Source organism: Yoonia sp. BS5-3, from assembly GCF_038069655.2.
Lineage (GTDB): Bacteria > Pseudomonadota > Alphaproteobacteria > Rhodobacterales > Rhodobacteraceae > Yoonia > Yoonia phaeophyticola.
This window is the reverse complement of record NZ_CP150951.2, coordinates 290,849-308,171: the sequence shown is the minus strand read 5'-3', so window position 1 is coordinate 308,171 and position 17,323 is coordinate 290,849. Positions and strand designations below refer to the sequence as shown.

At 58.0% G+C, this 17,323-nt stretch carries 17 protein-coding genes; 10 read left to right on the top strand and 7 right to left on the bottom strand.

Features of this window, described 5'->3' with window-relative positions; genetic code table 11:
- Position 1: 1 nt before the first annotated feature.
- Both phnL and phnN read left to right on the top strand, forming a co-directional pair.
- Positions 2–685, top strand: a complete 684-nt coding sequence (phnL, locus tag AABB29_RS01595) for a phosphonate C-P lyase system protein PhnL (protein WP_341368605.1) — start codon at positions 2–4, stop codon at positions 683–685.
- Positions 682–1,224 (top strand): phosphonate metabolism protein/1,5-bisphosphokinase (PRPP-forming) PhnN, encoded by a 543-nt coding sequence (gene phnN, locus AABB29_RS01590; protein ID WP_341368606.1) that lies wholly within the window; start codon positions 682–684, stop codon positions 1,222–1,224. Before phnL ends, phnN begins: the two co-directional genes overlap by 4 nt.
- Here the strand turns inward: phnN and AABB29_RS01585 are convergent.
- Positions 1,206–1,883, bottom strand: a complete 678-nt coding sequence (locus AABB29_RS01585) for a DUF1045 domain-containing protein (RefSeq protein ID WP_373636738.1) — start codon at positions 1,881–1,883, stop codon at positions 1,206–1,208. The two genes, phnN and AABB29_RS01585, sit on opposite strands and share 19 nt — an antisense overlap.
- Before the next feature lie 34 nt (positions 1,884–1,917).
- Between AABB29_RS01585 and AABB29_RS01580 the strand changes: the two genes are divergently transcribed.
- From AABB29_RS01580 to AABB29_RS01560, 5 genes are all read left to right on the top strand, one after another.
- Positions 1,918–3,060, top strand: coding sequence for an alpha-D-ribose 1-methylphosphonate 5-triphosphate diphosphatase (locus AABB29_RS01580; protein WP_341368609.1), 1,143 nt, complete (start codon positions 1,918–1,920; stop codon positions 3,058–3,060).
- A gap of 184 nt (positions 3,061–3,244) precedes the next feature.
- Positions 3,245–4,405: an acyl-CoA dehydrogenase family protein gene (locus tag AABB29_RS01575; RefSeq protein ID WP_341368610.1), complete on the top strand. Its 1,161-nt coding sequence runs from the start codon at positions 3,245–3,247 to the stop codon at positions 4,403–4,405.
- On the top strand, positions 4,406–5,338 hold the full coding sequence (locus tag AABB29_RS01570) for a CoA-binding protein (protein ID WP_341368611.1): 933 nt from the start codon (positions 4,406–4,408) through the stop codon (positions 5,336–5,338).
- Positions 5,314–6,441: an acetate--CoA ligase family protein gene (locus tag AABB29_RS01565; protein ID WP_341368612.1), complete on the top strand. Its 1,128-nt coding sequence runs from the start codon at positions 5,314–5,316 to the stop codon at positions 6,439–6,441. The genes AABB29_RS01570 and AABB29_RS01565 overlap by 25 nt, the downstream gene beginning before the upstream one ends.
- Positions 6,438–7,223, top strand: coding sequence for a carnitinyl-CoA dehydratase (locus AABB29_RS01560; protein ID WP_341368613.1), 786 nt, complete (start codon positions 6,438–6,440; stop codon positions 7,221–7,223). The genes AABB29_RS01565 and AABB29_RS01560 overlap by 4 nt, the downstream gene beginning before the upstream one ends.
- Here the strand turns inward: AABB29_RS01560 and urtE are convergent.
- The 5 genes from urtE to urtA form a co-directional block, all read right to left on the bottom strand.
- Positions 7,220–7,915, bottom strand: a complete 696-nt coding sequence (gene urtE / locus AABB29_RS01555; RefSeq protein WP_341368614.1) for an urea ABC transporter ATP-binding subunit UrtE — start codon at positions 7,913–7,915, stop codon at positions 7,220–7,222. The genes AABB29_RS01560 and urtE overlap by 4 nt on opposite strands.
- Positions 7,908–8,657, bottom strand: coding sequence for an urea ABC transporter ATP-binding protein UrtD (gene urtD, locus AABB29_RS01550; RefSeq protein ID WP_341368615.1), 750 nt, complete (start codon positions 8,655–8,657; stop codon positions 7,908–7,910). The genes urtE and urtD overlap by 8 nt, the downstream gene beginning before the upstream one ends.
- The gene (urtC, locus tag AABB29_RS01545; RefSeq protein ID WP_373636737.1) at positions 8,654–9,820 is read right to left on the bottom strand and encodes an urea ABC transporter permease subunit UrtC; all 1,167 of its coding nucleotides are present in this window, start codon (positions 9,818–9,820) and stop codon (positions 8,654–8,656) included. The genes urtD and urtC overlap by 4 nt, the downstream gene beginning before the upstream one ends.
- Before the next feature lie 3 nt (positions 9,821–9,823).
- Positions 9,824–11,767, bottom strand: a complete 1,944-nt coding sequence (gene urtB, locus AABB29_RS01540) for an urea ABC transporter permease subunit UrtB (RefSeq protein WP_341368616.1) — start codon at positions 11,765–11,767, stop codon at positions 9,824–9,826.
- Positions 11,768–11,832: 65 nt separating this feature from the next.
- Complete coding sequence (gene urtA, locus AABB29_RS01535) at positions 11,833–13,113, bottom strand: urea ABC transporter substrate-binding protein (protein WP_341368617.1); 1,281 nt, start codon at positions 13,111–13,113, stop codon at positions 11,833–11,835.
- Between the two features lie 456 nt (positions 13,114–13,569).
- Between urtA and AABB29_RS01530 the strand changes: the two genes are divergently transcribed.
- Together AABB29_RS01530 and AABB29_RS01525 are read left to right on the top strand one after the other, a co-directional pair.
- Entirely contained in the window at positions 13,570–13,911 is a 342-nt protein-coding gene (locus tag AABB29_RS01530; RefSeq protein WP_341368618.1) for a hypothetical protein, read from the top strand.
- Positions 13,908–14,156, top strand: coding sequence for a hypothetical protein (locus AABB29_RS01525; RefSeq protein ID WP_341368619.1), 249 nt, complete (start codon positions 13,908–13,910; stop codon positions 14,154–14,156). Before AABB29_RS01530 ends, AABB29_RS01525 begins: the two co-directional genes overlap by 4 nt.
- Positions 14,157–14,282: 126 nt before the next feature.
- Here AABB29_RS01525 and AABB29_RS01520 read toward each other — a convergent pair whose 3' ends face one another.
- Positions 14,283–14,879, bottom strand: coding sequence for a LysE family translocator (locus AABB29_RS01520; protein ID WP_373636736.1), 597 nt, complete (start codon positions 14,877–14,879; stop codon positions 14,283–14,285).
- Between the two features lie 565 nt (positions 14,880–15,444).
- On the opposite strand from AABB29_RS01520, the gene AABB29_RS01515 reads away from it, so the two are divergent.
- Positions 15,445–17,277, top strand: coding sequence for an ABC transporter ATP-binding protein (locus tag AABB29_RS01515; RefSeq protein WP_341368620.1), 1,833 nt, complete (start codon positions 15,445–15,447; stop codon positions 17,275–17,277).
- Positions 17,278–17,323 lie beyond the last annotated feature (46 nt).

Genomic DNA, 17,323 nt, shown 5'->3' with positions numbered 1-17,323 from the left:
GATGATCAACGTCGAAAACGTCTCAAAATCCTTCACGCTGCATAACCAAGGGGCGGCGGTCATTCCTGTGATGGCCGAGGCCAATTTGCAGGTCGCTGCGGGCGAATGCGTGGCCCTTGTAGGTGCCTCGGGCGCGGGCAAATCCACGCTGATGCGGATGATCTATGGGAACTATCTGGCGGCCTCCGGTCGGATCATGATTGGCGACGTGGATGTGGCCCAGGCCGAACCGCGCGAGATTTTGCAGTTGCGCCGTCACGTCTTGGGCTATGTTAGCCAATTCCTGCGGGTGGTACCGCGTGTGTCCACGTTGGATGTCGTGGCCGAACCTTTGCTGGCTACAGGTACTGACCGGGATGCGGCACATGCGCGGGCAAAAACCTTGCTTGCCAATCTGAACATCCCCGAACGGCTCTGGGCGCTTAGCCCCACGACGTTCTCGGGCGGTGAACAGCAGCGCGTGAATATCGCGCGCGGCTTTGCCTATGATTACCCGGCCATGTTACTGGATGAACCCACAGCCAGCCTTGATGCGGCCAATCGCGAGGTTGTGTTGCAAATGATTGAGGCCGCCAAAGCGCGCGGTGCCGCCATCATCGGGATTTTCCACGATGACGCGGCGCGGGCGCGGGTTTGCGACAAGGAGATCGACGTCACCGGCTTCACCCCACAGGCCGCTGCATGACGGGGCGTTTCATCGCGGTCGTCGGCCCCTCTGGTGTGGGCAAGGACAGCGTTATGCGGGCGATGGCCGCAGCCGAACCACGTATCGTCTTGGCCCGCCGCGTGATCACCCGGCCTTCAGATGCAGGGGGCGAGGATTTTGATGGCGTCGATGATGCCCGCTTCACTAATATGGTGGCGGAGGGCGCATTCGCGTTGCATTGGCCCGCGCATGGGCTGCGCTATGGCATTCCCGTGACGCTGGATGCGGAATTGGATGCCGGGCGCGATGTGGTGGCGAACCTGTCGCGACGCAGTCTGGCGACGGCAAAGGCCCGGTATGAGAACTTCATGGTCATCTCGCTGACAGCTTCGCGCCAGGTTTTGGCCGAAAGGCTTGCCGCCCGGGGGCGCGAAAATGCGGATGAGGTCGCGCGGCGTTTGGCGCAGGCCGATTTCGATGTACCGCCGGAATTTACCCCGCTGACAATCGCCAATGATGGACCGCTGCAGACGACCGTCACTGCGGCCCTTGCTGCGCTTTATCCGGTCAGCGCATAGCGGTGGATTTCATGAAACATCCCATCGCTGGCCTGCCCCATCAGGGCGATATGATCGACCGAGATCGCGTGGGGCAAGACATGCTCCATATGCGGCCTCAGCACATCCATGACATGGGCGCCGATGGCGTCATCCAGCCTGCCGGTCAGGGTCAAGTGGAAATGGAAATCCTCCAGCACGTATGGATAGCCCCAGGTCATCATATTGTGGTCCTGCCGGGGGGTCAGCCCGGCCGCACGCCTGCGCGCCAGCTCTTCGGGCGGGGCGGCGGCGCGGAAGCTATCAAGGTCGGTCACAATCCGGTTGGCGAGCTTATTCAGCGCGGGCGTCTCGCCCGTCGGGCGCAGCGCAATGAAGCCCCGGTGCAGTTGCAAAGCCATCGGCAGGTTTTCAATCGGAGCGGCGGTCTTGGCGAAAGCTGCAATCGCGTCGCGCAAAACCGCCTCACCCGCGTTTTGGGCCGGCCGAAACGGCGCTTTCAACGTCCCGTGAAACCCGTATTTGCGTGGGACAGCGGTCAAGGTGGCCACGTCAAGATCGCCGATATTCGGGTGCGGGATATAGGCGCCCGCCCGGCTATCCCAGCCCAGCCAACTGGCGCAAAAATCCGCGAATGCGCCCGGTGGCGCTGTGTAAAAGACTGCGTAGCGTTCAAACATGAAACCCTCATTGCCAAGGTAGCGTGACAAACCCATGACAGAAGAAACAATTCTCGCCAATGCTAAGATTATCCTATCTGATGAGGTGGTTACGGGCAGCCTAAAGATCAAAGACGGGCAGATCGCGGATATTGCCCAAGGCACAGTGGTGCCCGCTGGGGCGATTAATTGCGCGGCTGATTTCGTCTGCCCGGGCCTGATCGAATTACACACCGATAATCTGGAGCGGCACATGACCCCGCGTCCCAAGGTCGACTGGCCGCACCGCGAAGCCATCGTGGCCCACGACCGCGAATTGGCGGGTACGGGTATTACCACGGTGTTTGATGCGATCCGGGTAGGCTCGATCCTGTCCGGCAGCAAGGGCTACGGTAAATACGCGCGTCAGATGGCGGATGAAATTTTGCAGATGCGCGCGGCGGGAGCGCTAAAGATATCGCACCATATCCATCTGCGGGCCGAGATTTGTTCCGAGACTTTGGCCGATGAATTGGCCGAATTCGGCGAGGCCGACCGGGTGGGCATCGTATCCTTGATGGATCACACGCCCGGGCAGCGCCAGTTTCGGGATTTGAGCAAGTTTGAGGATTACGTTTGCGGCAAGCACAATCTCGACCGCGATGGCTTTACCGAATATGTACAGTTTCTGTACGGATTGCAGGACCAATATGGCAAGGTCCACGAGGCCGCCGCCGTCGCCGCCGCCAAGCGCTATGGCGCGACCTTGGCCAGCCATGATGACACCACAGCAGATCAGGTTGCGGCCAGCAAAGCGCACGGCGTGACCTTGGCCGAATTCCCCACAACGGTGGAAGCCGCCGAGGCGTGTCACACCTCTGGCATCGCCACGATCATGGGTGCCCCGAACCTCGTGCGCGGCGGATCACACTCGGGCAATGTCGCGGCACATGAATTGGCGCGTCTGGACCGGTTGGATATCCTGTCATCAGACTATGTGCCCGCCGCCTTGCTGATGGGGGCGGTGCGTGTCGCCCAGCTTTGGGATGATTGGGCCAAGGGCATTGCGACGGTCACGGCGAACCCCGCGCGGCATGTGCAATTGGCGGATCGCGGGGTGATTGAGATCGGCAAACGCGCTGATATCATTCGCTTTTCTGTGCTGGATGATATGCCTGTGGTGCGGTCGGTGTGGTCCGAGGGGCGTCAGGTCGCTTAAGCGTTGATGGCGTCATCCCAAACCGTAGCCGCAGCGGTTTCATTGCATTGGTAAGTCAGGAGTTTGAGAAATCGTCGAACAAGATGGCCTGAATGCCCTGCTTGTTTTATGCATGTGATGACCAAATTGGCATGATTTCCTGCGCAAGGCGGATTACGCTGCTGTCAACAAGCGGAGCCTGCCCATGCAATTCAGCCTGACCCAGGAACAAGAGATGATCGTCGACACGGTCCGGTCTTTTGTCGAAAACGAAATCTACCCGCATGAGGACCTGGTCGAACGGACTGGCGAAGTGCCCGCCGAGATTGCCGATGACATCAAGCGCAAGACCATTGAGCTGGGGTTTTACGCTTGTAACTTCCCTGAAAGCGTCGGCGGCGCAGGCCTGAACCATCTCGATTTCGCGCTGGTTGAGCGCGAGCTGGGTCGCGGATCGATGGCTTTGAACCATTTCTTCGGACGTCCGCAAAACGTCCTGATGGCCTGTGAAGGGGATCAGAAAGACCGGTATCTGCTGCCTGCTGTCCGGGGCGAGAAAATGGATGCGCTTGCGATGACGGAACCGGACGCCGGATCGGACGTGCGCGGCATGAAATGCACGGCTGTGCGCGATGGGGGCGATTGGGTACTCAATGGCTCCAAGCATTTTATATCGGGCGCGGATCATGCCGATTTCTTTATCGTTTTTGTGGCCACAGGCGTGGATGAAACCCCGCGCGGGCCCAAGAAACGGATCACCACGTTTCTGGTGGATCGGGACACGCCGGGATTTGTGGTGCGCGATGGTTACAACTCGGTCAGCCACAAAGGGTACAAAAATTGCATTCTGGAATTTGACGATTGCCGCTTGCCCGATGCGCAGGTTCTAGGTGACGTCGATGGCGGTTTTGCTGTGATGAATGAGTGGCTCTATGCGACGCGTATCACCGTTGCCACGATGTCGGTGGGCCGGGCACGGCGATGCTTTGACTATGCGTTGAACTACGCGGCTGAGCGCGAACAGTTTGGCCAGCCGATCGGCAAGTTTCAGGGTGTGGGTTTTCAGATCGCAGACATGATTACCGAGATCGACGCGGCTGACATGCTGACCCTCGCAGCAGCTTGGCGGTTGGATCAGGGGTTGCCCGCGAACCGGGAAATTGCGTCGGCTAAACTCTATGCCAGTGAAATGCTCGCTCGCGTGACGGATGCGACACTGCAGATTTACGGGGGCATGGGGCTGATGCAGGATTTCCCGATTGAACGGTTCTGGCGCGATGCCCGTGTGGAGCGGATTTGGGACGGTACGTCTGAGATCCAACGCCATATCATCAGCCGCGAATTATTGCGGCCTTTGGGCGCCTAAATGGGGCGGCTTGATCGTCTGCTGCGCCCCAAGTCGATCCTTGTGGTCGGCGGAGGCACCTGGGGCCGGGATATGCTGCTGCAATGCCAAAAAATCGGCTTTGCAGGTGGTCTCTGGGTCGTGCATCCGACCAAAGACAAGATCGCAGGGCTGCGCCCGTTTCGGAGCCTTGCGGAGTTACCCGGCGTACCCGACGCCGTGTTTGTCGGTGTGAACCGCAAGGCCACGATTGATGTCGTGCGTGATCTGGCGGGCATGGGGGCCGGTGGGGCGATTTGCTTTGCCTCGGGGTTTCGGGAAGCTGCGGGTGAAGACGCGGGCGGCGCGCATTTGCAGGCTGAGCTGCTGGCGGCGGCTGGTGATATGCCGATCATCGGGCCGAACTGCTATGGGCTGCTGAACTATGTGGACGGGGCCACGCTTTGGCCGGATCAGCATGGCGGCGTGCGGGTCGACAAAGGGGTCGCACTGATCACGCAGTCGTCGAATATTGCGATCAATCTGACCATGCAAAAGCGCGGCTTGCCGATTGCCTATGTGGTCACGGTCGGCAATCAGGCGCAGACTGGGTTTGCGGAAATTGGGATGGCCTTGCTGGATGATCCTAACGTCACGGCTTTGGGGTTGCATATCGAAGGGGTTGGTGACCTTCGAGCGTTTGAAAAACTGGCGGCGATGGCGCGCGAAAAGGGCAAGCCAATTGTGGCGTTGAAGGTTGGGACATCTCAGCAAGCCCGAACCGCAGCGGTGTCGCATACGGCCTCGCTTGCGGGAAGTGATGCGGGCGCGCGTGCCTTATTTGCGCGGCTTGGGATTGGGCAGGCAACCTCGCTGTCGGGGTTACTTGAGGCGTTGAAACTGCTGCATGTCTGCGGGCCCCTGCCGTCGGCGCAGATCGCATCGATGTCATGTTCGGGGGCGAGGCCAGCCTGATGGCGGATGCGGCCCATGGCACCGCCGTGTTCTATCCGGCGCTGACAGAGGATCAATCGTCGCAACTGCGTGCCGCCCTTGGTCCCTTGGTCGCCTTGGCTAACCCATTGGATTACCACACCTATATCTGGGGTGATGAGGACGCGATGACGGCGACGTTTACCGCGATGATGGATGACCGGATGGCCTTTGGGGTCGTTGTCTTGGACTTTCCGCGCTCTGATCGCTGCAGTTTTGAGGCATGGACACTGGTGATCAACGCCGTTGCCCGCGCGCAGGCCGCCGCAGGAAAGCCCGTTGGTCTGCTCAGCTCGTTGGTGGAAACCATGCCAGAGGACGTCGCACGGGCATTGGTCGCGCGCGGGGTTGTGCCGCTCTGCGGTATCCCTGAGGCGATGCAGGCGATCTCGGTTGCGGCGTCGATTGGCCAAGCATCTGATGCCTCTGGGCCGTTGGTGTTGCCCTTTGCAGATGCCCTGACCGGCACCGCCATGTCAGAGGTTACGGCGAAACTGGCTTTGCAGGAGCACGGTTTGGTCGTCCCACGCGCCAAACGTGCCGCGACGCCTGAGGCATTGCCTGATGCCGTTGCAGCCGTAGGTTTCCCCTTGGTCCTGAAAGGCGAGGGGGTGGCCCATAAGACCGAAGCCGGTGCGGTGGCGTTGAACCTAGCAGACTTGCCTGCGGTCCTGGCTGCGGCGGAGGCCATGCCTTGCACCCAGTTTTTGGCCGAGCAAATGATCCAAGGCGTTGTGGCCGAGTTGCTGGTCGGGGTCGTGTCTGACCCGGCGCATGGGTTTGTGCTGACGCTGGCCGCTGGCGGTGTCTTGGCGGAACTTTTCGATGACCGCGTGTCCTTGCTGTTGCCCGTGACCGCGCTGGACATCGACCAAGCCCTCGCCGGTTTGCGGATCGACCGCGTGCTGTCAGGCTATCGCGGCGCACCTGCCGCGGATCGCGCGGCGGTCATTGACGCGGTCTTGGCCATCCAGTCCTATGTCTGCGCGCAGAGGCCCATCGAAGTTGAAGTAAACCCGCTGCTGTGTTGCCCTGACGGGGCCATCGCGGCGGACGCATTGATCATCACAGGAGACACCCCATGACCGACAGCCCCATCAAGACGCAACGCGACGGCCATGTGCTTGAGGTGACTTTGGATCGGCCCAAGGCCAATGCGATTGATCTGGCGACCAGCCGGATCATGGGCGATGTCTTTGCCGATTTTCGGGATGATCCTGATTTGCGCGTGGCGATTATCACGGGTGCGGGCGAGAAATTCTTCTGCCCCGGGTGGGATCTGAAAGCGGCGGCTGACGGCGACGCGGTGGACGGGGATTACGGGCGCGGCGGCTTTGGTGGCTTGCAGGAATTGCCCCGCATGAACAAACCGGTGATTGCCGCCATTAACGGGATTTGCTGCGGCGGCGGGCTGGAACTGGCGCTGTCTGCAGATATTTTGCTGGCGGCGGATCATGCATCATTTGCTTTGCCTGAAATCCGGTCAGGTACGGTCGCAGATGCCGCATCAATCAAAATGCCGAAACGTATTCCCTATCACATCGCGATGGAGATGTTGCTAACCGGGCGCTGGATCGACGCGCAAGAGGCGGCCCGTTGGGGGTTAGTGAACCGGGTTGTGCCTGCAGCTGATCTGATGACACAGGCCCGCGAAATGGCGGCCCTGATCGCCTCTGGTCCGCCCTTGGTGAATGCCGCGATCAAGGAGGTGGTGCGCGAGGCAGAGGATATGAAGTTCCAAGACGCGATGAACAAGATCACGAAAAGCCAGTTTGAAACGGTTGAGCGGCTTTATACATCCGAAGACCAGTTGGAAGGCGCACGCGCTTTTGCCGAAAAGCGCGACCCGGTCTGGAAAGGGCGTTAAAGGGCCAAGTCTTCTAACAGATCATCGCGGGAATAGTCAGCGCGCAGCTTGCTTTGCTTCACATGCCCGCGTTCGACAACCACAAACCGATCCCCCAGCCGGTAGGCGAAGTCGGCGTTTTGCTCGACCAGAACAATCGCCATATCGCCACCCGCGCGCAGCTGTTCCAGCGCATCGCCGATTTGCTGGATTACGTTGGGCTGAATGCCCTCGGTCGGTTCATCCAGCAACAAGACCTTGGGGCGCATGATCAGCGCCCGCGCGATGGCCAGCTGTTGCTGTTGCCCGCCGGACAGGTCACCGCCACGGCGTGACCGCATCTCGGCCAAGACGGGGAAAAGCTCAAACACGTGATCGGGGATGCTGTGATCGGTCTTTGGTAGGCATGCAAAGCCGGTCTCTAGGTTTTCCAACACGGTCATCATCGGAAAGACTTCGCGGCCTTGCGGGACATAGGCGATCCCGGCGCGTGCGGCGTGAAAAGCCGAGGAGAGACGCACGTTTGTGCCGTTGATCTGCACATCACCGCTGCTCGCGCCGTGCCGCCCGGCGATGGCCTTGAGCAGGCTGGTTTTCCCTACCCCGTTGTTGCCCATCACGGCTGTAATTTCACCCACCACGGCGGACATGGAAATGCCGAACAGGATTTGGCTCTGCCCGTAATGCAGATCAAGATTGCTGACTTCAAGCATGGCCGCGTCCCAGATATACGTCGATGACGGTTTGATTAGAGGTCACGTGGTCCAAGCGACCTTCGGCCAGAACAGACCCTTCGTGCAGCACGGTGACCTTGCAATCCAAGCGGCGCACGAATTCCATATCGTGTTCGACCACCACAACGGCGCGTGTCTTGGCGGCCTCTTTGAGGATATCGGTCGTCTTTTCCCGCTCTTCCACGGTCATACCTGCCGCAGGTTCATCAACCAGCAACAACCGGGGTTCCTGCGCCAGCAACATACCAATCTCAAGCCATTGCTTTTGCCCGTGGCTGAGTTCACCGGCGATACGGGTCAGATTGTCCAACAGGCCGATATTCTCGGCAATCGCCTCAATCCGTTCCGCGTTATGCTTGGTTTTCTTATGCATCAGCACATCAAATGGGCTGCGCGGGTTTTTCAGCGCCATGGCCAGGTTTTGGCGCACGGTCTGGGCCTCAAACACGGTGGGTTTCTGGAACTTGCGCCCGATGCCTTCGGTCGCGATCTTGCTTTCGGACATGCCCAGCAGCGAAATGTTCCGCTCTCCCCAGATCACGGTGCCTTCGTCCGGTTTCGTCTTGCCGGTCACGATATCCATAAAGGTCGTCTTGCCTGCACCATTCGGTCCGATGATGGCGCGCAATTCACCCTCGGCAAAGTTGATCGACAGGTTGTTGATCGCGCGAAACCCGTCAAAGGTGACGGACACGCCCGAGACTTCCAGAAGCATGCTCATGATGGCTTCCTCACCAGATAATCGAACAACCCGCCGATGCCTTTGGGGAAGAATAAGGTTACGGCCACGAAGGACAGCCCGAGGACGATCAGCCACCAATCGGTCCATTGGATGGTGTAGAACCCAAGATCGACATTCGGCGCGCCGCCTCCGGTGAACCAGCTTGAGACAAGCGACACGAAGGCCGCCCCGATGACCGCCCCGTAAAGCCGCCCGCGTCCGCCAATGGCGACCCAGACCGCCAGATAGATCGACGCGATAGGTGCGATCTCACCGGGGTTGATGATGCCCGCTTGTGGGTAGTAGAGCGCGCCTGCGATGCCCGACACGACGGCAGTGATGGTGAAGATGAACAGTTTGTAGCTTTCGACGTGATAGCCGAGAAACCGCACACGGGCTTCGTTATCGCGGATGCCTTTGATCACGCTGCCCATCTTGCCCGAGACGACCCAGGCAAAGAAGACATAGCCTGCGGCCAAGGCGATGGCAGAAGCGACAAAGAAGATGATTGATATCGTCGCTTGCGATGTCCCTTCATAGCCGGGAATGTTCTGCAACCCGGACAGGCCGTTGTTGCCGCGCAACCCGCTGTCGTTCTGGAATAGGTAGAGCGATAGGGCGAGGGTCATCGCTTGCGTCAGGATCGACAGATAGACACCCGTGACCCGTGACCGGAAGGCGAGCCAGCCAAAGACCAGCGCAAGCAGTCCGGGGATCAGGATGACCATCACAAGCTGCAAAAACAGGCTGTCCGCGAAGGCCCAGATCAGGGGGAATTCAGAGCTGCCCACAACCCCGAAGATCTGGTTGCCGATAGCATCTGATATCTCTTGCGGGGTGGGGGGGATGGCTTGGCCTGAAAGGCTGTCCAGCACCACGATCTCGGTCCGCGCATACATCAGCCACATGCCGATGGCATAGCCGCCGATCCCGAAAAAGGCGAAGTGGCCCAGCGACAGGATCCCGCAATAGCCCCAGACCACATCCATCGCGATGGCGATCAGGCAGAGGCACAGGGTCTTGCCCAAGGTCTTGACGAATGAGGTTGAGATCAGGCCAACCCCTGTCACTTCTGACATCAGCGTCACGACGATGGTGAACAGGCCAAGCCCGGCCAGAAACCACATGACGGAGGGATTTTCGATAAGAAATGGTCTGCGCATGGGTTAATCCGCCGCCGCACGGCCTTTGAGGGCGACGATGCCCTTGGGCCGGAATTGAATAAATAGGATGATGAACAGGATCATATAGGTTTGTGCTGCCAACGTGTTGGACGGGTTCAACCATTCGATCCCTTTTTGCAGGAAACCGATCAAAGACGCACCCGCAAGCGTGCCCCAGACGTTCCCCACACCGCCAACAACGACGGTCATGAAGCTTTGCACGATGTAATCCGCACCCATTTCCGAGGTCACCTTGGCATAAAGCCCAATCGCAACACCCGCGATCCCGGCGATGCCAGAGCCGAACCCAAAGGTCAGCATGTTGATCCGGTCGGGGTTGATCCCCATGGATGCGGCCATGCCGGGGTTTTGTGTGACTGCGCGCACCTCAAGCCCAAGCCGGGTGCGTTTGAGCACAAACAGGATCAGCGCCAGGAAGATCAGCGCCAGAACGAAGATGGCGATCCGGATATAGCTGATCGCGATCACGTCATTCAGCACCCAGGCGCCGTCCAGCCATTCAGGTGAGGTCAGCGGGCGGGCTTGTGTGCCAAAGATGTTCTTGGCCAGCTGCTGCAGAGCAATCGAAATCCCGAAGGTGGCCAAAAGTGTTTCAAGCGGGCGGTGATACAGATGGCGGATCACCAGCCGTTCCATGGCAACGCCCGCGCCAAAGGTGATGGCAAAGGCCAGCGGCAGGGCGATCAGGATCGACAGTGTGTAATCCGGCACAAACTGCTGCACGACAAAGCCCGTATAGGCGCCCATCATGATAAACTCACCATGGGCCATGTTGATCACGCCCATCACACCAAAGGTGATCGCCAGACCAATCGCGGCTAGAAAGTAGATCGAAGCGAGCGATAGCGCGTCCAGTCCCAGGTCAGCGGCTTGGCTAAAGCCCACGCGGGTTTCAATCGCGTCCAACGCGCTGCGTGCGGCATCGGTGATGGCGGTGTCGGGCTCGGCGTAGCTGGCAAAGAAGACGTGGGCATCAAGTGCTTCGGACTGCTGCGCCGGTGTGACGCGCGGTGGAACAATGCCTGCATCTGCGAGCGCATCATAGGCGATTTCGCGGTTCGCATCCGTGTTCAATTTTGCGACAGGCTGGCCGCCGACGAACGCGCCTTCGATATTGGCCTCAAGCTCTGCGCGGATATAGGCGGCTGTGATCAGGGGCGGGGCCAGTTCTGCGGCGACAAGTTGGTCGTAAGCCTCGGCCTCGGTCAAATCCACGCCGGGGGTCAGGATCGCGGCGATGTTGGCATCTTCGGGCACGTCGGTCGCGACGCCGGTGTCTGTTGACAGAATACGGTTCAGGACGGCGCGCACGTCGACGGACAGATCGCCTGAGAGCGCTTCGATTGCCGCAATCCGTTCGTCGGTTGTTTCCGCGAACTGCGCGCCCAGCATGCCTGCCAGGCGGGTTTTGATCTGTTGAAGCTCCGCGTCGGGTTCGCCTTCGATTGAGGCTTGCAGCGGTGCCAATTGACTGGCGTCCATGCTGCGGGCAATCGCCTCAACCGCCGCGCGGCGTTTTTCGATATCGGGATCGGACAGTTGGAACTGGACCAGCGCGTCGCCAATGGCGCGGCGGACACCGCCGTTGGGGCGGGATTCTGTGACGTCATCCTCCGGCACTGTGGCCACGGCCTCGCCACTGTCCAGATCAAATAGGGCGACCTCATCCCCGGTTTCCTCGGCGCGGAAAAACAGCCCGTCGCTGGTGCGTTGGACAATGGCGCGGTCACGCCAGGCTTCGAGAAAGGGCAGGGCTTGGGGCAGGCCGCTATCGACCAGATCATCCAGCACAACGCCGACAGTGCGGCGGCCGGGTTTAAGAACTTCTTCTGCGTGGGTTTGCAGCAGGGATTGTAATGACTGGGCTGCCACCATCGCAGGGGTCATCAGGCACATCGCGAGCGCCAGAAGGAATATTCGTAGCATGGGAAGGGGCCGATCTGTCATTTGTGTGCGGCGCGCGAAAGGTCGCGCGCCACACGAGAGGCTTATTAGTAGTTCGAAGTCAGCTGAACACAGGTCTCAGTTTCGGTGTTGTACATACCGCAACCCAGATCTTTCCAGTCAGATGTCAGAACAGCAGATTCTGGCAGGAAGTCTGTCCATGCATCGCCGGGGACTTCTTCTGTCTGGCTGATGATGTCGAACTGACCGTCAGCTGTGATTTCGCCGATCAGCACTGGCTTGGCCAGGTGGTGGTTTGGCAGCATGACCGCTGTACCGCCTGTCAGGTTCGGGAATTCCTGACCGTACATGGCTTCACGCACCGCATCCACGTCTGTTGTGCCTGCTTCAGTGACCGCGTTTACCCACATGTTGAAGCCGATATAGTGGGCTTCCATTGGGTCGTTGGTCACACGGTCTTCGCCCATTTTGGCTTTCCATGCGGCAACCCATTCGTCGTTCAGGTCAGATTCAGCGGACTGGAAGTAGTTCCAGGCAGCCAGGTGACCAACAAGGTCGGATGTGTCCAGACCGGACAGCTCTTCTTCACCTACAGAGAAAGCAACGACAGGGATGTCATCAGCCGAGATACCAGCCGCAGCCAGTTCTTTGTAGAAGCCGATGTTTGCGTCACCGTTGATGGTTGAGATCACACCAACCTGCTTGCCGTCTTCGCCAAGTGCCACAACGTCTGCGACGATTGTTGCCCAGTCAGAGTGACCGAATGGGGTGTAGTTCACGAAGATATCTTCGGCAGGGATGCCGTTATCTTGCAGATAGCTTTCCAGGATGTTGTTTGTTGTACGTGGGTAGACATAGTCCGTGCCCAACAGCGCGAACTTCTCAACGCCCAGCTCTTCCAGGAAGTAATCTGTCGCAGGGATAGCCTGCTGGTTTGGTGCCGCACCTGTGTAGAATACGTTGCGCGAGCTTTCTTCGCCCTCGTATTGCACTGGGTAGAACATCAGGCCGTTCAGCTCTTCCAGAACAGGCAGGGCGGATTTGCGGCTGACGGAGGTCCATGACCCGAAGATCACGTCAACTTCTTGGACGGTCAAAAGCTCGCGTGCTTTTTCAGCGAACAGTGGCCAGTCGGATGCGGGGTCAACCACAACGGCTTCGATCTGACAGTCAAGCAGGCCACCAGCGGCGTTTTGCTCTTCGATCAAAAGCTCCATTGTGTCTTTCAATGTCGTCTCGGAGATCGCCATGGTGCCCGACAGCGAGTGCAGAACACCGACCTTGATCGGGTCAGCGCATTCAGCCGCTGCAATACTTGCGGAGCCCATCAAAGCAACCGTCACAAGAGATGAGAATTTAATTGTCATAGGTTCATCGTCCCAGTTGTTGCTGCGGGCGAATTAGGGACGCAACATGCGTACCAAAGGCAGCCCAACTCACAAAGTCAGAACCCGCAACAGTGTTGTTGTAGTCGCGCGATGGGCGTAATCTGCCAAGATAACCCTCCGCACGGCGTGCGCCCTCTAAGATGAAGGCACAGTTACTTGGGGCGAATGATTAAAGATTCTCCAGAAAATGGATCGGTGACACTATCGATTCACCGCATTTGCCCAAAAAAATGACTAAAATTTAGATATATGGCTAATTTTACGGCAAATAGGGGAGCGCTCTCGCAATATTGTTGCTTATTAAAATTGCAGAAATGGCCCAGTGCTCGCTTGCCGCGCGCCAGGATTCTATCACGTGGAATTGTTCTTGAATGCGGGCCTAACTGCCGTTCAAACCTTGAAGACATTGTTGAGCGCGGGCGCTAGCGTGTTCGAATGAAGATTGTTGTCTTACCTGGCCTGGACGGCACCGGGCGGCTCATTCCAAAACTGCAAGATGCGCTGTACGGCGGCCATTCCGTCACAGTATTTTCTTATCCACATCACCTATTTCGGTACGAAGATATACTTGAATGGATCCTCCCACGGCTTCCCCGCGAGGATTACATTCTGGTTGCAGAGTCGTTTTCCGGGCCTGTTGCGGTACTTGTTGGGGCGCAAAACCCTCTTGGCCTGAAAGGTATCGTGTTCATTGCCACCTTCGCCCGAAAACCGCGAAAACTGCCTGCTTTTCACGCGAATCTAATCGAGATTTTGCGCTCCAGTCTTCGCTCATGACCAACTTGGCGCAGCCGTTTTTGATGGGAAAATGGGCAAATCCTGCATTCACAAATCAGTTCCGGCAAGCATTGCAAAACCTCCCGCCTGCAACCCTAGCCAAGCGTCTCATCAGCGTCTTACAGGTCGATGTCGTTGATGCGCTGAAAAACTTGGACGTTCCTGTTCTCTACCTGCGCGCGACCAAAGATCGACCAATTCCGGAACAAATGTCATGGGATTTCGCAACCGAGCTAGAACAATGACATGGGTTATCCTCGGTATGTTTGGGCGCGAAGCGGACTTGCGGCGTTGCAGCGATGCTAAATTCGGTTCCGATGTGCGGGACGAAGTTCCATTTCGCTGCGGCTGCGCCAATGTCCGTTCTGGAGCTAGTTTGATGGAATCGAGCGGTATCCTTTGATGACCATACCAATGCCTGCCCCAGTGAGCCCTAAGCCACTTAAAAGCTCTGGATTCAGCCAACGAGATGTCGTGCGTTTTACCGCTGCGGTGGCGAAAAATGCGTAGGCCAAAATGGACATTGCGTCCAAGATAATAAAGATGATGCCGTAAACAGCACCTTGAACAAACACGTTGTGGTCGGATGAAATGAAGGCCGGGAACAGCGCCACAAAGAACACTATTGCTTTGGGGTTTGTCACGCAGGCAAAGAAGCCCGCCCAAAACGTTGTCCGGTCCGATTGCATAGCGACATATCCAGCTGGTTTGCCCATGTTCTTGAACGCACTCACCGCCATCCAAAGAATGAACAAACCGCCCAAGATTTGCAGGAATGGGAGAACCATTTCTGAGATCGCGACCAGTGCCGTTAGCCCTACAACAGCAACAGTGACATGAACCATTGTTCCGAGGGCGTCGCCTGCAACAGCAATATAAGCTGCTCTTGGTCCATGTCGGATGGCTTGTGCGGTGGCAAATGCAACGGATGGCCCTGGCACAGCCAAGAACACCACAGTTGTCGTCAAAAAAGCCGCGAAAAGGACTGGGTCCATTTTAAGTCACCAACTGCAATTGATAAGATGATGTCGAGACTGCCAGACAGCAATTGGGTTGTCGAGTTGGCGCAAGCCGACATTCATGCGCCGCGCAGCATCGTACACGAAGGGCTCATAGCGGACCATAGCCGCACTTTGGCCTGAGGTCTTTTGGGTTCGGTTCGCGGGGCGTCATCGCCGTAGGGATGGTCTGATCGCCGTACAGAAACCGTACATACCGCGTACATAATCTGTACGTACAGATGTGCTGACGAAACGGAAGAACTGCAGGCCAGCCCCCGGACCCCCAATTGCGCCATTCCATGATGATGGGGCGCGGGCCATGACCTTCTCTTTGCGGATCGCCTCAAATTTAGGCCTGACAGAAGGTGATCAATGCGTTATGCACTCCATAACGATTCATGTCGGAGAGCATACAGATGGATAATATCAGGATCTTTTCACCGCTGCGCTGAAGCCGGTCCTGATGGGTTGGCAAATGCCACCCCCCTTCTTTCTCCATCTTACTGCTACTTTCGCCCGTTGGAGGGCAGACATGTTTCGCAAATTCGAAGACCTCATCGATCCTTTTACGCCTGCTGACCACGGGACGCCCTCTGCGTCGCTTTGGACCTATCTGCGCACCGAGCTGAAACCGTTCCATAAATGGCTGCCCTGGATGGCGCTGACGGGTATGTTGGTTGCGCTGATGGAAAGCGGGTTGGTGTTTTATTCAGGCCGCTTGATTGACTTGATGAACGCGGCGGGCGCGGCAGCCTTTTGGGACGCCCATAAGGTTGAAGTGCTTTGCGTCGCCTTCTTCATCCTGTTTCTGCGTCCATTGGTGATCACCTTTAACCACCTGTTTCTTGAGCAAACCCTGGCCTCGAACATGCAAGAGCAGGTGCGCTGGCGCGCCCATAAACATCTGCTGGGCCAGTCGACCAGCTTTTTTCAGAACGATTTTGCCGGCCGTCTGAGCAACCGCGTTATGCAGATGGGCCCCGCCCTGGAAGACAGTGTCTATATGGCGTTTGAAGGGATCTGGTATTCGGTCACCTATGTTGTCGGTGCCACATTGGTGCTGACCCAGATCGATTATCGTCTGGGTATCCCGATGGCCATCTGGCTGGCGCTTTACATAATGTATGTGCGCAAAATTGCGGTCCGTGTCGCCTCGGCCTCGGAAAAATGGTCCGATGCAAGGTCGCTGGTGACGGGCCGCGTTGTTGATGCCTATGCCAATGTCGAAACGGTGAAACTATTTGCCCATGGCGCCCGGGAAGAGGCCTATGCCCTGTCCGCGATGCGCCGTTTGCGTCTGCGCTTTCAGCGGTTCCTGCGCTTGATGACCGAGCTGTCATTTGGCCTGAACGCGCTGAATGGCCTGTTGATGGTGGGCGTCATTGCCCCGGCTGTCTGGCTGTGGACCCTTGAGCTGGTCACAGTGGGTGAGGTGGCCGCGGCTGCTGCACTGGTCATTCGCCTGAATGGCATGAGCGGTTGGATCATGTGGGTCACGATCCGCCTTTTTGAGCATGCCGGTGTCATGCGTGAAGGTCTGCGTTCAATCGCCGTCAAACAGGATGTGGTCGACGCCCCGGATGCAAAGCCACTGGTTGTCACGAATGCAGCTGTTCAGATTGAAAACCTGACCCATCATTATGGCAAAGGCCATGGCGGTCTGGACAATGTCAGCCTGACGATCCCTGCGGGTCAAAAGATAGGTCTGATTGGTCGTTCCGGCGCGGGTAAATCCAGCCTTGTGAACCTTTTGCTGCGCTTTCGCGATGCCGAAAGTGGCCGTATCTTGATTGACGGTCAGTCCGTGTCTGGTGTGACCCAGGACAGTTTGCGTCAGCAGATTGGGATGGTCACGCAGGACAGTTCGCTTTTGCACCGTTCGGTCCGTGCTAATATCCTTTACGGCAAGCCCGGCGCGACCGAGGCCGAGATGATTGCCGCCGCTGAACGCGCCGAGGCCCATCAGTTCATTCAGGACCTGCGTGATCCTGAGGGCCGCGCAGGTTACAATGCCCAAGTTGGTGAGCGCGGTGTCAAACTGTCCGGTGGTCAGCGTCAGCGGATTGCCATCGCCCGTGTCATCCTGAAGGACGCCCCGATTTTGATCTTGGATGAGGCCACGTCCGCCCTGGACAGTGAGGTCGAGGCCGCCATTCAAAAGACCCTTTATGGCGTTATGGAAGGCAAGACCGTTATTGCCATTGCCCACCGTCTATCCACCATCGCCCAGATGGACCGGATCGTGGTTTTGGATCAGGGCCGCGTTGTTGAAGACGGCACCCATGAGGCGCTATTGGCCCAGAACGGCCTTTATGCCGATCTATGGTCCCGCCAATCGGGTGGCTTTTTGGCCAAGGATGACTGATCTGTATGCTTGAGGTCCTGACCCGGGGGGCACCGCCCCCCATTCG

Excerpts from the sequence above, each read along its gene's own strand:
- AABB29_RS01560 (WP_341368613.1), top strand. The coding sequence starts at position 6,438 with ATGACCGACAGCCCCATCAAGACGCAACGCGACGGCCATGTGCTTGAG.
- AABB29_RS01570 (WP_341368611.1), top strand. The coding sequence starts at position 4,406 with ATGGGGCGGCTTGATCGTCTGCTGCGCCCCAAGTCGATCCTTGTGGTC.
- phnL (WP_341368605.1), top strand. The coding sequence starts at position 2 with ATGATCAACGTCGAAAACGTCTCAAAATCCTTCACGCTGCATAACCAA.
- AABB29_RS01565 (WP_341368612.1), top strand. The coding sequence starts at position 5,314 with ATGTTCGGGGGCGAGGCCAGCCTGATGGCGGATGCGGCCCATGGCACC.
- AABB29_RS01575 (WP_341368610.1), top strand. The coding sequence starts at position 3,245 with ATGCAATTCAGCCTGACCCAGGAACAAGAGATGATCGTCGACACGGTC.
- urtB (WP_341368616.1), bottom strand. The coding sequence starts at position 11,767 with ATGCTACGAATATTCCTTCTGGCGCTCGCGATGTGCCTGATGACCCCT.
- phnN (WP_341368606.1), top strand. The coding sequence starts at position 682 with ATGACGGGGCGTTTCATCGCGGTCGTCGGCCCCTCTGGTGTGGGCAAG.
- AABB29_RS01530 (WP_341368618.1), top strand. The coding sequence starts at position 13,570 with ATGAAGATTGTTGTCTTACCTGGCCTGGACGGCACCGGGCGGCTCATT.
- urtD (WP_341368615.1), bottom strand. The coding sequence starts at position 8,657 with ATGAGCATGCTTCTGGAAGTCTCGGGCGTGTCCGTCACCTTTGACGGG.
- urtE (WP_341368614.1), bottom strand. The coding sequence starts at position 7,915 with ATGCTTGAAGTCAGCAATCTTGATCTGCATTACGGGCAGAGCCAAATC.
- AABB29_RS01580 (WP_341368609.1), top strand. The coding sequence starts at position 1,918 with ATGACAGAAGAAACAATTCTCGCCAATGCTAAGATTATCCTATCTGAT.
- AABB29_RS01515 (WP_341368620.1), top strand. The coding sequence starts at position 15,445 with ATGTTTCGCAAATTCGAAGACCTCATCGATCCTTTTACGCCTGCTGAC.
- AABB29_RS01585 (WP_373636738.1), bottom strand. The coding sequence starts at position 1,883 with ATGTTTGAACGCTACGCAGTCTTTTACACAGCGCCACCGGGCGCATTC.
- urtC (WP_373636737.1), bottom strand. The coding sequence starts at position 9,820 with ATGCGCAGACCATTTCTTATCGAAAATCCCTCCGTCATGTGGTTTCTG.
- AABB29_RS01525 (WP_341368619.1), top strand. The coding sequence starts at position 13,908 with ATGACCAACTTGGCGCAGCCGTTTTTGATGGGAAAATGGGCAAATCCT.
- urtA (WP_341368617.1), bottom strand. The coding sequence starts at position 13,113 with ATGACAATTAAATTCTCATCTCTTGTGACGGTTGCTTTGATGGGCTCC.